This is a genomic window from Streptomyces africanus (assembly GCF_002150735.1).
Classification (GTDB): Bacteria; Actinomycetota; Actinomycetes; order Streptomycetales; family Streptomycetaceae; genus Streptomyces; species Streptomyces africanus.
Genome location: NZ_MUKA01000261.1, coordinates 1 through 11,919, shown reverse-complemented (window position 1 = coordinate 11,919; position 11,919 = coordinate 1). Strand labels below are relative to the sequence as shown.

General features: G+C 69.6%; 14 protein-coding genes and 3 pseudogenes. 10 read left to right on the top strand and 7 right to left on the bottom strand.

Annotated elements, in window-relative coordinates; translation table 11 throughout:
- Positions 1 to 344 (bottom strand): TetR/AcrR family transcriptional regulator (locus tag CCL05_RS29530; protein ID WP_143589963.1); only part of this gene is annotated, 344 nt, incomplete at its 3' end.
- A gap of 112 nt (positions 345 to 456) precedes the next feature.
- Here CCL05_RS29530 and CCL05_RS29525 point away from each other — a divergent pair.
- The 5 genes from CCL05_RS29525 to CCL05_RS29505 all read left to right on the top strand — a co-directional run bounded on the left by CCL05_RS29525 (position 457) and on the right by CCL05_RS29505 (position 3,330).
- The gene (locus CCL05_RS29525; protein ID WP_086563701.1) at positions 457 to 1,041 is read left to right on the top strand and encodes a dihydrofolate reductase family protein; all 585 of its coding nucleotides are present in this window, start codon (positions 457 to 459) and stop codon (positions 1,039 to 1,041) included.
- A 26-nt stretch (positions 1,042 to 1,067) separates the two neighbouring features.
- The gene (locus tag CCL05_RS29520) at positions 1,068 to 1,343 is read left to right on the top strand and encodes a hypothetical protein (protein WP_086563700.1); all 276 of its coding nucleotides are present in this window, start codon (positions 1,068 to 1,070) and stop codon (positions 1,341 to 1,343) included.
- Positions 1,344 to 1,427: 84 nt separating this feature from the next.
- Entirely contained in the window at positions 1,428 to 1,841 is a 414-nt protein-coding gene (locus CCL05_RS29515) for a YciI family protein (RefSeq protein WP_086563698.1), read from the top strand.
- Positions 1,842 to 1,869: 28 nt separating this feature from the next.
- The gene (locus tag CCL05_RS29510) at positions 1,870 to 3,090 is read left to right on the top strand and encodes an RNA polymerase sigma factor (RefSeq protein ID WP_086563696.1); all 1,221 of its coding nucleotides are present in this window, start codon (positions 1,870 to 1,872) and stop codon (positions 3,088 to 3,090) included.
- Positions 3,091 to 3,099: 9 nt separating this feature from the next.
- Positions 3,100 to 3,330 (top strand): hypothetical protein, encoded by a 231-nt coding sequence (locus CCL05_RS29505; RefSeq protein WP_244204457.1) that lies wholly within the window; start codon positions 3,100 to 3,102, stop codon positions 3,328 to 3,330.
- Here the strand turns inward: CCL05_RS29505 and CCL05_RS29500 are convergent.
- Positions 3,327 to 4,061, bottom strand: a complete 735-nt coding sequence (locus CCL05_RS29500; protein ID WP_086563694.1) for a VOC family protein — start codon at positions 4,059 to 4,061, stop codon at positions 3,327 to 3,329. The genes CCL05_RS29505 and CCL05_RS29500 overlap by 4 nt on opposite strands.
- A 29-nt stretch (positions 4,062 to 4,090) precedes the next feature.
- On the opposite strand from CCL05_RS29500, the pseudogene CCL05_RS29495 reads away from it, so the two are divergent.
- Positions 4,091 to 4,349: pseudogene (locus CCL05_RS29495) on the top strand (inorganic phosphate transporter); the annotation flags it as partial.
- A gap of 98 nt (positions 4,350 to 4,447) precedes the next feature.
- Here CCL05_RS29495 and sodN read toward each other — a convergent pair.
- Positions 4,448 to 4,843: a superoxide dismutase, Ni gene (gene sodN, locus CCL05_RS29490; RefSeq protein WP_010040396.1), complete on the bottom strand. Its 396-nt coding sequence runs from the start codon at positions 4,841 to 4,843 to the stop codon at positions 4,448 to 4,450.
- A 144-nt stretch (positions 4,844 to 4,987) separates the two neighbouring features.
- On the opposite strand from sodN, the pseudogene sodX reads away from it, so the two are divergent.
- Positions 4,988 to 5,239: pseudogene (gene sodX / locus CCL05_RS46500) on the top strand (nickel-type superoxide dismutase maturation protease); the annotation flags it as partial.
- A gap of 65 nt (positions 5,240 to 5,304) precedes the next feature.
- Here sodX and CCL05_RS29480 read toward each other — a convergent pair.
- On the bottom strand, positions 5,305 to 5,964 hold the full coding sequence (locus CCL05_RS29480) for a CGNR zinc finger domain-containing protein (RefSeq protein WP_244204456.1): 660 nt from the start codon (positions 5,962 to 5,964) through the stop codon (positions 5,305 to 5,307).
- Between the two features lie 91 nt (positions 5,965 to 6,055).
- On the opposite strand from CCL05_RS29480, the pseudogene CCL05_RS47605 reads away from it, so the two are divergent.
- Positions 6,056 to 6,478: pseudogene (locus CCL05_RS47605) on the top strand (SAM-dependent methyltransferase); the annotation flags it as partial.
- Here the strand turns inward: CCL05_RS47605 and CCL05_RS29470 are convergent.
- Genes CCL05_RS29470 through CCL05_RS29460 form a run of 3 tightly spaced genes read right to left on the bottom strand, consistent with a single transcriptional unit; the run spans position 6,378 to position 9,065 of the window.
- Positions 6,378 to 7,139 (bottom strand): amino acid ABC transporter ATP-binding protein, encoded by a 762-nt coding sequence (locus CCL05_RS29470; protein WP_086563691.1) that lies wholly within the window; start codon positions 7,137 to 7,139, stop codon positions 6,378 to 6,380. The pseudogene CCL05_RS47605 and the gene CCL05_RS29470 overlap by 101 nt on opposite strands.
- Positions 7,136 to 8,083 (bottom strand): amino acid ABC transporter permease, encoded by a 948-nt coding sequence (locus CCL05_RS29465; RefSeq protein ID WP_086563689.1) that lies wholly within the window; start codon positions 8,081 to 8,083, stop codon positions 7,136 to 7,138. Before CCL05_RS29465 ends, CCL05_RS29470 begins: the two co-directional genes overlap by 4 nt.
- 31 nt (positions 8,084 to 8,114) lie before the next feature.
- Entirely contained in the window at positions 8,115 to 9,065 is a 951-nt protein-coding gene (locus tag CCL05_RS29460; protein WP_086563687.1) for an ABC transporter substrate-binding protein, read from the bottom strand.
- Positions 9,066 to 9,717: 652 nt separating this feature from the next.
- Here CCL05_RS29460 and CCL05_RS29450 point away from each other — a divergent pair.
- Both CCL05_RS29450 and CCL05_RS29445 read left to right on the top strand, forming a co-directional pair.
- The gene (locus tag CCL05_RS29450; RefSeq protein WP_086563686.1) at positions 9,718 to 10,950 is read left to right on the top strand and encodes an NAD(P)-dependent malic enzyme; all 1,233 of its coding nucleotides are present in this window, start codon (positions 9,718 to 9,720) and stop codon (positions 10,948 to 10,950) included.
- Positions 10,951 to 11,409: 459 nt separating this feature from the next.
- On the top strand, positions 11,410 to 11,919 hold a 510-nt coding region (locus CCL05_RS29445; protein ID WP_341868285.1), incomplete at its 3' end, for an alcohol dehydrogenase catalytic domain-containing protein.

Sequence of the window (11,919 nt, the reverse complement as noted above, 5' to 3'; positions counted from 1 at the left end):
CGGGTGGCCTCCAGGCGCAGTTCCATGAGGGCCAGATAGCCCGTACGGTCGCGGGTCGCGCGGGCCATCAGGTCGTCCATGAAGGCCGTGACCAGTGAGCGGTCCTTGGGGCGGGTCATCAGCCCGGCGACCACGTCGGGGTCGGGCGCGAGCCGTACGTGCAGCCGGGTGTCGATCTGGCGCAGCAGGTCGCCGCGGTCCGTGAAGTAGTTGGAGGCCGTGCCCACGGGCACGCCGGCCTCCGCGTCCACCGCGCGGAACGTGAGCCCGCGCGCTCCCTCGCGCGCGAGCACCTCGACACCGGCGTCGACGAGCGCGGCCCGGCGCCCGGGATTGCTGACCATGCGGAGTCCTTTCTCCCACTTTCCGCGGTTCGCGGATAACCCCTTGCAACCACTACACCAGGAGTACTACAACTGAAGTCGTTGCAGTGGCAGCCTACGAAAAGAGACCGGCTTGCGAAAGCTCACGTACTTCATCGCCTGTTCGATCGACGGCTTCATCGGAGACCCGGACGGCGACGCGACGTCGATGTTCCGCTTCATCGACGAGGAGTTCCTCGCCTTCCTGAAGGCGGAGTATCCGGAGACCGCGGCCACGCAGGGCCGCCGCGCCCTCGGCTTCGACGACCTGCCGAACAAGCGGTTCGACACCGTCATCCAGGGCCGCGGCAGCTACGAACTCGCCCTGAAGGAGGGCATCACCAGCCCGTACGCCCACCTGCGCGAATACGTCGCCTCCCGCACCCTGAAGGAGTCGTCCGACCCGAACGTCGAGATCATCGCGGACGACCTGGTCGGAAAGGTCCGCGAACTGAAGGCCGAGGACGGCGAGTTCGGCATCTACCTGTGCGGCGGCTCCGAGGTCGCGGGCGAACTGCTCGACGAGATCGACGAGCTCGTCATCAAGACCTACCCGCTCGTCTACGGCACGGGCATGCCGATGTTCGGCTCGGGAATCGCGATCTCGGACTTCACGCTCGAGTCGGTGCGCACGTTCGGCAACGGGCTGCTGGTGCGCACGTACAGCAGGAAGCGCTGAACCCCCGACCGGCCTACCCTGAGGACATGGGCAGCGAAGGACACATCTGTCCGACCTGCGGACAGCCGGTGGAAACGGTAGTCCGGCGCCACAAGACGCTGGGCGCGTGGGTCCCCGTGTGGGTGGCGGGCCCCTGCCGCAACCCCGCGTGCGGGGCCTATGAAGCGGAAGACGCCGAGGGCGGCCGGACCGGCGAGGAGACCCGGGCCGCCGACCCGCCCCGGTCCGCCGAGGACACCGCCCCGCCTGCGACGGCCCCGCGCGACGACGCCCCCGGCGAAACCGTCGCGGAAAGTTCCTGAGTCCGTGTCGAGAATCCCGGCCCGGCTCCGACGTCCCCTGTGAGAGCCGCCCACCGGGGCGGTGAGAGCCGAAGGAGCGGACTGATGAAGTACCTGGTCATGGTGCAGGGCACGCAGGCGGACTACGACGCCATGCGCGGCAAGGCGTCGGCGCACTCCCCCGCGTGGAGCCAGGAGGAGCTCCAGACCATGTTCGCCTACATGGGAGCCATCAACGACGACCTCTCCGAGACGGGCGAATTCGTCGACGGGCAGGGCCTCGCCGAGCCGGCGCAGACCCGGCACGTCACGCTCGGTGACGACGGCAAGGCGGTGATCACCGACGGCCCGTACAGCGAGACCAAGGAGCTGCTGGCCGGCTACTGGGTCCTGGAGTGCGAGAGCCTGGAGCGGGTCACCGAGATCGCCGAGCGCGTCGCCCGGTGCCCCCAGCCGGCCGGTGCCCCCGACTACCCGGTCGTGATCCGTCCGATCATGGACGGCTCCGGGGACATCTGAGGGCCTGGACACGCCGACGGGCGAGCCGGTGAGGAGCACACCCGAGATCGAGGACCTGCTGCGCCGTGACGCGCCGCAGGTCCTCGGCGCGCTGGTCAGGCGGTACGGGCACTTCGACGCCGCCGAGGACGCCGTACAGGAGGCGCTGCTCGCGGCAGCCGGGCAGTGGCCCTCGGCGGGCGTACCCGGCAATCCGCGCGGCTGGCTCATCAAAGTCGCCTCGCGGCGGCTGACCGACGCCCTGCGCGGCGAGCAGGCCCGGCGGCAGCGCGAGGAGCGGGCGGCGGCGCTCACGCCCCGCGACGCCTTCACCGCCCCGCCGCCCGGGGAGCGGGCTCCCCGCGAGGACGACACGCTCTCGCTGCTCTTCCTGTGCTGCCATCCGGACCTGACGCCACCCGCCCAGATCGCCCTCACGCTGCGCGCCGTCGGCGGTCTGACCACGGCGGAGATCGCCCGCGCGTATCTGGTGCCGGAGGCGACGATGGCGCAGCGGATCAGCCGGGCCAAGCAGAAGGTGCGGGGCGTGCGCTTCGGTCGCCCGGAGCGCTGGGAAGAGCGGCTGCCGTCCGTCCTCCAGACCCTCTACCTGATCTTCAACGAGGGGTACACGGCCACCTCCGGAGTCGCTCTCCAGCGCCGTGACCTCGCGGGCGAGGCCGTACGCCTGACGCGTACGGTCCACCGGCTGCTCCCCGACGACTGCGAGGTGGCCGGCCTGCTCGCGCTGATGCTGCTCACCGACGCCCGACGGGACGCGCGCAGCGGGCCGCACGGCGAGTTGATCCCCCTCGACGAGCAGGACCGGGGCCGCTGGGACAGGGCAGCGATCGAGGAGGGCGTCGCGCTGGTCACCGGGGCGCTGTCCCGGGGGCGTGCCGGGCCGTACCAGCTGCGTGCCGCGATCGCCGCCGTCCACGACGAGGCGCCCTCGCCCGAGGCGACGGACTGGGCCGAGATCCTGGGCCTGTACGACGTCCTCGTCCGCCTGGTCCCCGGACCCGTCGAACGCCTCAACCGCGCGGTCGCCGTCGCCATGGTCCACGGCCCGCATGCCGGTCTGACCGAACTGGAGGCATCGGCAGGCGAGTTGAAGGGGCACCGCGTGGACGCCGTACGGGGTCACCTCCTGGAACGCGCGGGCGATCCCCAAGCCGCCCGGGCCGCCTACGAGTCGGCGGCCGCGCAGACCCTCAGCCTGCCCGAGCGGCTTTACCTCATGGCGCGGGCAGCGCGGTTGAGGGACTAACGTGAAGGCATGGGCATGACGGGGGAGCGGCGCCGCCGGGTATGGCGCTGGGCTGTGATCGTGTGGGTGCTCGCCGTGGCCGTCGCCGGTGGATTGACGCTGTGGCTGCAGGACTCGACTCAGCCTCGGGGACCGTACGTCTGGGAGCAGACGAATCCCGACGAGACACCGGACCTGCCGCCCTGCCCGACGCCCGAGGACGGCGGGGCCGTCCTGTGCGCGTACGCCGAAGTGGATTAGACGCGCAGCCCGCCCGTCACCGGATCCCGGGTCGTCAGACAGTACGTGCCGCCCGCCGGGTCACGCATCACGGTCCAGCCGGAGAAGCCGGCCACGAAGGCGGCTCCGAGCTCCTCGTGCCGCGCCCGGGTCGCCGCGACGTCCGCGCAGGCGAGGTCGAGGTGGGCGGAGGCCGGGCGTTCCTCGTCGAGGCGTTGCAGGAGCAGACGGACCGGCAGACCGGGCGGCGGCTTGACCACGTGGAACTCGGCGAGGGTGCCCGGCAGCGACTCCCAGTCGGCGAGCAGCGCGCTCCAGAAGGCGACTTCGGCGCCGAAGGCCGAGGGTGCGACGTCCACGCACACCTGGTCGAGCCGGCTGCCCTGCACCACGTCCGGGCGTGACGACTGCCCGCGCCAGGGATCCGCGCAGAACAACTGCCCACCGGGTGAACGCAGTACGACGAGTGAACCGAGGCCGGTCACCACGCTCGCGCCGAGCCGCACCGCCGCGGCGGCGAACTCCGGTACGTCGTCCACACAGAAGTCGATGTGCGCGCCGCCGGAAGGCGGCCCGACCGCCTGTACCTTCACGCACGCGTCGGCGCCGTCGGGAAGCAGGGTGACGAACTCGTCGTGTTCTCCGCGCAGTTCGGACAGCCGGGTGTCCGTGACCGCCGTCCAGAAGTCGCAGGCGGCGGCGAAGGTCTCCCGCGGGCGGTCGATGAAGACGTACGTCCAGCCGATCCTCATGGGCGCGATCGTAGAGGGCGTGCGCCACCGACAAGGTCGTCGAGAAGGTGCTGGTGTCGGCAGTGGCCTCACCGGTCGTGGCCGGTGTCGCCGCGCTGCCGGCCACCTGCCTCGCCTACCGGCTCACCGACCGCGTCCCTCACCCTGATCTCGGCCGGCGCGCTCGGCCACCACGCCGGACCGCTCCTGTGGGTGATCGCGTCCGCGGGCCTCGGTTTCGCCCTGTCCACGACCCAGGTCGCTTCGGGCAGCATCCTCGGCGCGGGACTCGGCCGCAGGCTCGCGGAGGAAATCCGCTGACCGGCACCGGCCGCCGCCCACGACGGCCCACGACGAAGGGGCCCGGCCGGTTCTCCCGGCCGGGCCCCTTCGGCTGCCCATGGGCTTCAGGCCTTCTTGGTCTCCCAGAAGATCTTGTCGATCTGGGCGATGTAGTCCAGCGCCTTCTGGCCGGTCGCCGGGTCGGTCGAACCCTTGGCGGCGGAGAGAGCCTTGAGGGTGTCGTTGACCAGCTGGTGCAGCTCGGGGTACTTCTCGAAGTGCGGCGGCTTGAAGTAGTCGCTCCACAGCACGGACACGTGGTGCTTCGCGAGCTCCGCGCGCTGCTCCTTGATGGTGGTGGCACGCGCCTGGAAGTGCGGGTCGTCGTTGCCGGCCATCTTCTCCTGGATGGCCTTCACCGACTCCGCCTCGATGCGGGCCTGGGCAGGGTCGTACACACCGCAGGGAAGGTCGCAGTGTGCGCTGACCTTGACCTTGGGGGCAAACAGGCGGGAAAGCATGGAGCATTCCTTCCTCGTGATCGTCTTCTCACAGGGGACATTACTCCGTGGGGGAGCGGTTTTCGCGAGTGCCCCCTTGGGCTTAGGACAAAAGTCCAGGGTGAGACTGAGACTGTGGACGAAGAACCGGGGAGGTGCCGGGTGATGCCGGAGCTGTCGCAGGAGTCCGAGCGGGGGAGGTCGGCCGCGCCCTTCGGGGTGGCCGAGGTGACCGGTCCGTCCATGGTGCCCACGCTGTACCACGGGGACCGGCTCCTGGTGCACTACGGAGCCCGGATCAAGCCCGGTGACGTCGTCGTGCTGCGGCATCCCTTCCAGCAGGACCTGCTGGTCGTCAAGCGGATCGCCCAGCGGCGCGAGAACGGCTGGTGGGTGCTCGGGGACAATTCGTACGCCGGCGGCGACAGCACCGACTACGGCGTCGTGCCCGACGACCTGGTGCTGGGGCGGGTCCGGTTCCGCTACCGGCCGCGCAGGCCCGGGCTGCGCTCGCCCTGGGCGCTGCTGGGCTGGGCGCTGTCGGCCGCCAGGCCGGTGCTCTCGGGCAGGTCGGGCCGGGCCGCCTCGAGGCGTTTGCGGGCGCGGTAGGCCGCCACGTTGGCGCGGGTCGCGCAGCGGTCGGAGCAGTAGCGCCGGGAGCGGTTGGTGGAGGTGTCCAGGTAGGCGTTGCGGCAGGGCGCGGCCTCGCACAGGCCCAGCCGGTCCACGCCGTACTCGGTCAGATGGAACGCCAGGCCCATCGCCGCGATCGCCGCGTAGCCCGCTGTCGCGTTGGAGGGGTGGTCCGCCAGGTGCATGTGCCACAGGGGGCGGCCGTCGTCGTCGCGGACGTCGTGCCCGGAGATCTGCGGGCTCACCGGGAACTCCAGCAGCAGTGAGTTCAGCAGGTCCACGGCGAGCGTCTCGTCGCCCGTGTCGGCCGCCTCGAAGACCGCGCGCAGCCGGGCCCGGACCGAGCGGAAGCGGGTGACGTCCGCGTCGGTGGTGCGGCGGGCCGCCGACTGGTTGTCGACGAACAGCTCGCGGACCGCCTCGACCGACGTCAGGGTGTCCTTGCCCCGGGCCGGTTCCTCCGTGTTGACGAGGCGCACGGCGTAGTCCGAGTAATAGGCCAGTTCCACTTGTAGTCCTTACGGAGGGGCTTAAGTGTCGTGAGCGCGCACTTGTAACAGCTGATGGTGCTTCCAGGGTATTACGAGGGAGGGGTTCGATGGCGGACACACCGCCCGGCTGCTCGCCCGGTTCCCGGCGGCCACCAGCACCGGCGTGGACCTCGACCCGGCCCCCCTCGCCATCGCCCGGGGCACCTTCGAGGGCGACGAGCGGGTCGGCAGCCGCGGGAGTGGTCCGCGCGGTGTCTTCATGAACGCGGACCACATGATCGACGAGACGACGCCCCGGATCAACGCCGCCGAGCAGGCGCAGCGACACGCTCGCATGGATCAGGCCGAGCGGGACGGCGTTCTCGACCTGAAGCAGAACGCCGAAGGGGGCGGTACGGAGTTCCCGTACCGCCCCCTCGGTGTGGGTGACGTCAGAGCACCTTGGACAGGAACGACTTCGTCCGCTCGTGCTGCGGGTTGGTCAGCACCTCGCGCGGGTGGCCGGACTCGACCACCACACCGCCGTCCATGAAGACCAGGCTGTCGCCCACCTCACGGGCGAAGCCCATCTCGTGGGTGACGACGATCATCGTCATGCCCGACTCGGCGAGGTCGCGCATGACGTCCAGGACGTCACCGACCAGCTCCGGGTCGAGCGCCGAGGTCGGCTCGTCGAACAGCATCAGCTTCGGGTCCATGGCGAGGGCCCGGGCGATGGCGACGCGCTGCTGCTGGCCGCCGGAGAGCTGCGAGGGGTAGCTGCCCGCCTTGTCGGCCAGGCCCACCCGGTCCAGCAGCTCCAGGGCACGCTGCCGGGCCTGGCTCCTGCTCACGCCCTTGACCTGGACCGGTGCCTCCATGACGTTCTCCACGGCCGTCATGTGCGGGAACAGGTTGAAGCGCTGGAAGACCATGCCGATGTCCCGGCGCTTGCGGGCGACCTCGCTGTCCTTCAGCTCGTAGAGCTTGTCGCCCTTCTGGCGGTAGCCCACCAGCTCCCCGTCCACGTACAGGCGGCCGGCGTTGATCTTCTCCAGGTGGTTGATGCACCTGAGGAAGGTCGACTTGCCGGAGCCGGAGGGGCCGATGAGGCAGAACACCTCGCCGGACTTCACCTCCAGGTCGATGCCCTGGAGGACCTCGAGGGGGCCGAAACTCTTGTGGACGCCTTCGGCCTTGACCATCGCGTTCATGCGGTGCCTCCCGTCGGCTTCGAGCGGTTGGACAGGGACAGGAGGTTGGCCTTGACCTTCTGGAACGGCGTGGCCGGGAGCGACCGGCTCGAACCACGCGCGTAGTACCGCTCCAGGTAGTACTGGCCGATGCTGAAGACCGAGGTCATCAGCAGGTACCAGGCCGCCGCCAGGAACAGCATCTCGGCGGGGGCGCCGGAGGTCTGGCCGATGTCCTGGGCGGCGCGGAGCAGCTCGGGGTACTGGACGACCGAGACCAGGGAGGTCGTCTTCAGCATGTTGATGACCTCGTTGCCCGTCGGCGGCACGATCACGCGCATCGCCTGGGGGATGACGATCCGGCGCAGGGTCTTGGAGTGGCTCATGCCCAGCGCGTGCGACGCCTCCGTCTGGCCCTCGTCGACCGAGAGCAGACCGGCACGGCAGATCTCCGCCATGTACGCGGCCTCGTTGAGGCCGAGGCCCAGCAGCGCCGTCAGGAACGGGGTCATGAAGTCCGACCACTCGTCCTTGTAGAACGGCCCGAGGTTGATGTACTCGAAGACCAGGCCCAGGTTGAACCAGACGATCAGCTGCACCAGCACCGGGGTGCCGCGGAAGAACCAGATGTAGAACCACGCGATCGACGAGGTCACCGGGTTCTTCGACAGGCGCATCACGGCGAGCACGATGCCGCCGACGATGCCGATCACCATGGACAGCACGGTCAGCAGGAGCGTTTTGCCCACGCCGTCCAGGATCCGGTCGTCGAAGAAGTAGTCCGGGATCGCGCCCCAGTTGATCTTGCCCTGGGAGAACGCGTAGACGACCCCGACCAGCAGGGCGATGGCGATGACGGCGGAAACGTACCGCCCGTAGTGCCGGACCGGGATGGCCTTGATGGTCTCCGGTCCGGCCGGGGGCGTGTCGGACGGCCCCGACGTCTTGTCGATGTCAACAGTCACGGGTGTTGCCTTTCAGTGCCGCTGCGTCGCGTCACTTGCCGCCGTTGATGGTGGCTTCCTTGATGGCGCCGTCCGTGACGCCCCACTTCTTCATGATCTTCTCGTACTCACCGTTCTTGACGAGCGCGTCCAGCGCGGCCTTGAGGGCGTCCCGCAGCTGCGTCTGGTTCTTGGCGACCGCGATGCCGTAGGGAGCGGCCTCGACCTGCTCGCCGACCAGCTGGAAGTCCTTGCCGCCACCGGAGGTCTTCACGGCGTACGCGGCGACCGGGAAGTCGGACGAGCCGGCGGCCGCGCCGCCCGCGCGCAGACGGGTCTGGGCCTGCTGGTCGTTGTCGAAGGGCTCGATGGCGATCTTCTTGCCGGCCGGGCACTTCTTCGACTCCGCCTTGGCGAGGTCCTCGGAGACCGTGCCGCGCTGCACCACGATCTTCTTGCCGCACAGGTCGGACCAGGTCTTGATGCCCTGGTCGTCGCCCTTCTTGGTGTAGATCGAGACGCCGGCGGTGAAGTAGTCGACGAAGTCGACGCCCTCACCGACCTTCTTGCCGGTGTCGGAGTCGATGCCCTCCTGGCGGTCCTTGGTGTCGGTCATCGCGGACATGGCGATGTCGTACCGCTTGGAGCGCAGACCCGTGATCAGCGTGTCGAAGGTGCCGTTCTCGAACTGGAAGTCGACCCCGAGCTGCTTGCCCATGGCGGCGGCGAGGTCGGGGTCGATGCCCACGACCTTGCCGGAGCTGTCCTTGAACTCGACCGGGGCGTACGCGATGTCCGAACCGACCTTGATGACACCCTTGTCACGGATCGACTGCGGCAGCTTGCCGGCGAGCGGGGCCGCGCTCGTCTCGTTGCCCGACCCGGTGTCCTTGGTCTGGTCACCGCATCCGGTGAGCATCAGCGCGCCTGCGACCGCGATCGCACCGACCACTGCTAGCCGGGAGTGCGCGGCGGTCGTACGACGGGTGGAGCTTGCGGTCATGGTGGGTTCCTCCGGCGGATGGGTGGAGTTGCCGATGGGGCTGAGCGCTGTCGACGGTGCCGGCAGCGCCGTGGCCTGCCGACGGTGCCGGCAGTGCCTGGACTGCCGACGGTGCCGGCAGTGCCGTGGGTCGACGAGAACACACGTCTTCGAGTGTCGCGACCTCGTGTGATTACGGCATCTTGCCATTCGGACTGCGCCATTCTGGGGGCCAGCCATGTCAAAATCGGATAACGGGCGACCCCCGAACCGCACCACTCCGGTACATCACGGCCGGACCTTCTGCGGGAATCATTCCTTCCGGCAGGAAGATCTTCGGTATATCCCGGGAATCCGATACGGGGGCCGAAGGATTCGCCGACGCGTGAGCGGTTGTCGAGGGTTTGTCCAGACCTTGTCCCGATATTGGACGAAGAGTCAGGGCGCCTGTGTGTGACCTTCGCGTTATGGACTCGTCGTCGGCGCCGTCCGTCCGGTATGAAGGTTCTTTACACCCCTCATCCGGGGCTCAGGGCGCGTGTGCGGCGCGCCCATCGCGTATGCGCCCGTACGTATCACGTACACAGCACGACCATGGCCGTACGCGGTCCCGCCCACGCCTCACCAGGAGTGGCCACCCTCAAACCAATGAAGATTTAAGGGGTAAAACGAAGTGGCAGCGGAGATCGTCAATCCTCGCAGCGAGAGCAAGACCGGCGATACGGATCCCGAGGGCGGTGCGGAGCCCCTCGATTCCTTCGATCCGGCGTTCGCGCTCCATCGCGGCGGCAAGATGGCCGTGCAGGCCACGGTGCCGGTCCGTGACAAGGACGACCTGTCCCTGGCGTACACGCCCGGCGTCGCGAAGGTGTGCAGCGCGATCGCGGAGCAGCCGGAGCTCGTGCACGACTACACGTGGAAGTCGTCGGTCGTGGCCGTCGTGACGGACGGTACGGCCGTGCTGGGGCTCGGTGACATCGGGCCCGAGGCCTCCCTCCCGGTGATGGAGGGCAAGGCGATTCTGTTCAAGCAGTTCGGCGGCGTGGACGCGGTTCCGATCGCGCTGAACTGCACGGACGTCGACGAGATCGTCGAGACGGTGGTGCGGCTCGCGCCCTCGTTCGGCGGAGTCAATCTGGAGGACATCTCGGCGCCGCGGTGCTTCGAGATCGAGCGGAAGCTCCAGGACGCGCTGGACATTCCCGTCTTCCACGACGACCAGCACGGTACGGCGGTGGTGACGCTGGCGGCCCTGCGGAACGCTGCGCGGCTGAGCAAGCGGGCGCTGGGGGAGCTGCGGGCCGTCATCTCCGGCGCCGGTGCGGCGGGTGTCGCGATCGCGAAGATGCTGGTCGAGGCCGGGGTCGGGGATGTTGCGGTGGCCGACCGCAAGGGTGTCGTGTCGGCGGACAGGGACGATCTGACGCCGGTGAAGCGGGAGCTGGCCGGGTTCACGAACAAGGCGGGTATCAGCGGGTCGCTGGAGGCGGCGCTGGCCGGGGCCGATGTGTTCATCGGGGTGTCCGGTGGGACGGTGCCGGAGGACGCGGTGGCGTCCATGGCCGACGGGGCGTTCGTGTTCGCCATGGCGAATCCGAATCCTGAGGTGCACCCCGAGGTCGCGCACAAGTACGCGGCCGTGGTGGCCACCGGGCGGTCGGACTTCCCGAACCAGATCAACAACGTGCTGGCGTTTCCGGGGATCTTCGCGGGTGCCTTGCAGGTGCGGGCGTCGCGGATCACGGAGGGGATGAAGCTGGCTGCGGCGGAGGCGCTGGCGGGTGTGGTCGGGGACGATCTCGCGGCCGACTACGTCATCCCGTCGCCGTTCGACGAGCGGGTCGCGCCGGCGGTGACTGCTGCGGTGGCGGCGGCTGCCAGGGCCGAGGGTGTGGCTCGGCGGTGACGCGGTGGCGCGTTGCGCGGTGATGTGAGTGGCCCCGTCCGGGTTCGGGCGGGGTCGTTTCTTTGGGTGCGGCTGTTCGGGTGGTGCCGGGTGCCTGCGGCGGCCTGTGGCTGCTTCGGTGGGGGTGCGCGTAGCGCCTACCGGGGTGCGGTGGGTCGGGGCCGCGTCGGGGGGTGTCCGTCCTCGGAACGGCGCGATGGGGTTGGACGCCGACTGACTCCCCGTTGACGCGCCAACCGCTGCGGGCGGACACCCCCCGACACGTCCCCTTCTCGCCGACGGCGGGTGCGGGCGCGTCTCGCCTTGGCTGCGGGCAGTCGTGCCGCTGGGGCGGCACCACGCTCCGCCGGGCTGCGGGCGCACCCGGCCTCAGCACCCGTGCCGAGTGCCTGGCAAGAGGGTGTGTCTCACAGGGGTCGGTGGTTCCGCACCGTCGGTCCGGAACCTATCGTCAAGGTCATGTTCGCTGTCTACGCCGCCCGAATCGACCGCGACCAGCCACTGGCCGGACTGGAGTTGGGAGAGCGTCCGGCTCCCGAGGTCCGACCCGGCTGGAGCACCGTCACGGTCAAGGCCGCCTCCCTCAACCATCACGACCTGTGGTCCCTGCGCGGCGTCGGCCTCGCAGAGGACAAGCTGCCGATGATCCTCGGCTGTGACGCCGCCGGCGTCGACGAGGACGGCAACGAGGTCGTCCTGCACTCCGTGATCGGACAGAGTGGGCACGGGGTCGGTCCGAAGGAACCCCGTTCCATCCTCACCGAGCGCTACCAGGGCACCTTCGCCGAGCAGGTCGCCGTGCCGACCTGGAACGTCCTGCCCAAGCCCAAGGAGCTCTCCTTCGAGGAGGCCGCCTGTCTGCCCACGGCCTGGCTGACCGCGTACCGGATGCTGTTCACCAACGCGGGGGTCCGGCCCGGCGACTCCGTGCTCGTGCAGGGCGCCGGCGGTGGTGTCGCCACGGCCGCC

Coding starts and splice junctions, on each gene's coding strand:
- CCL05_RS29520 (WP_086563700.1), top strand. CDS start 1,068: ATGGGCAGCGAAGGACACATCTGTCCGACCTGCGGACAGCCGGTGGAA.
- sodN (WP_010040396.1), bottom strand. CDS start 4,843: ATGCTTTCCCGCCTGTTTGCCCCCAAGGTCAAGGTCAGCGCACACTGC.
- CCL05_RS29500 (WP_086563694.1), bottom strand. CDS start 4,061: ATGAGGATCGGCTGGACGTACGTCTTCATCGACCGCCCGCGGGAGACC.
- CCL05_RS29460 (WP_086563687.1), bottom strand. CDS start 9,065: ATGACCGCAAGCTCCACCCGTCGTACGACCGCCGCGCACTCCCGGCTA.
- CCL05_RS29515 (WP_086563698.1), top strand. CDS start 1,428: ATGAAGTACCTGGTCATGGTGCAGGGCACGCAGGCGGACTACGACGCC.
- CCL05_RS29470 (WP_086563691.1), bottom strand. CDS start 7,139: ATGAACGCGATGGTCAAGGCCGAAGGCGTCCACAAGAGTTTCGGCCCC.
- CCL05_RS29505 (WP_244204457.1), top strand. CDS start 3,100: ATGGGCATGACGGGGGAGCGGCGCCGCCGGGTATGGCGCTGGGCTGTG.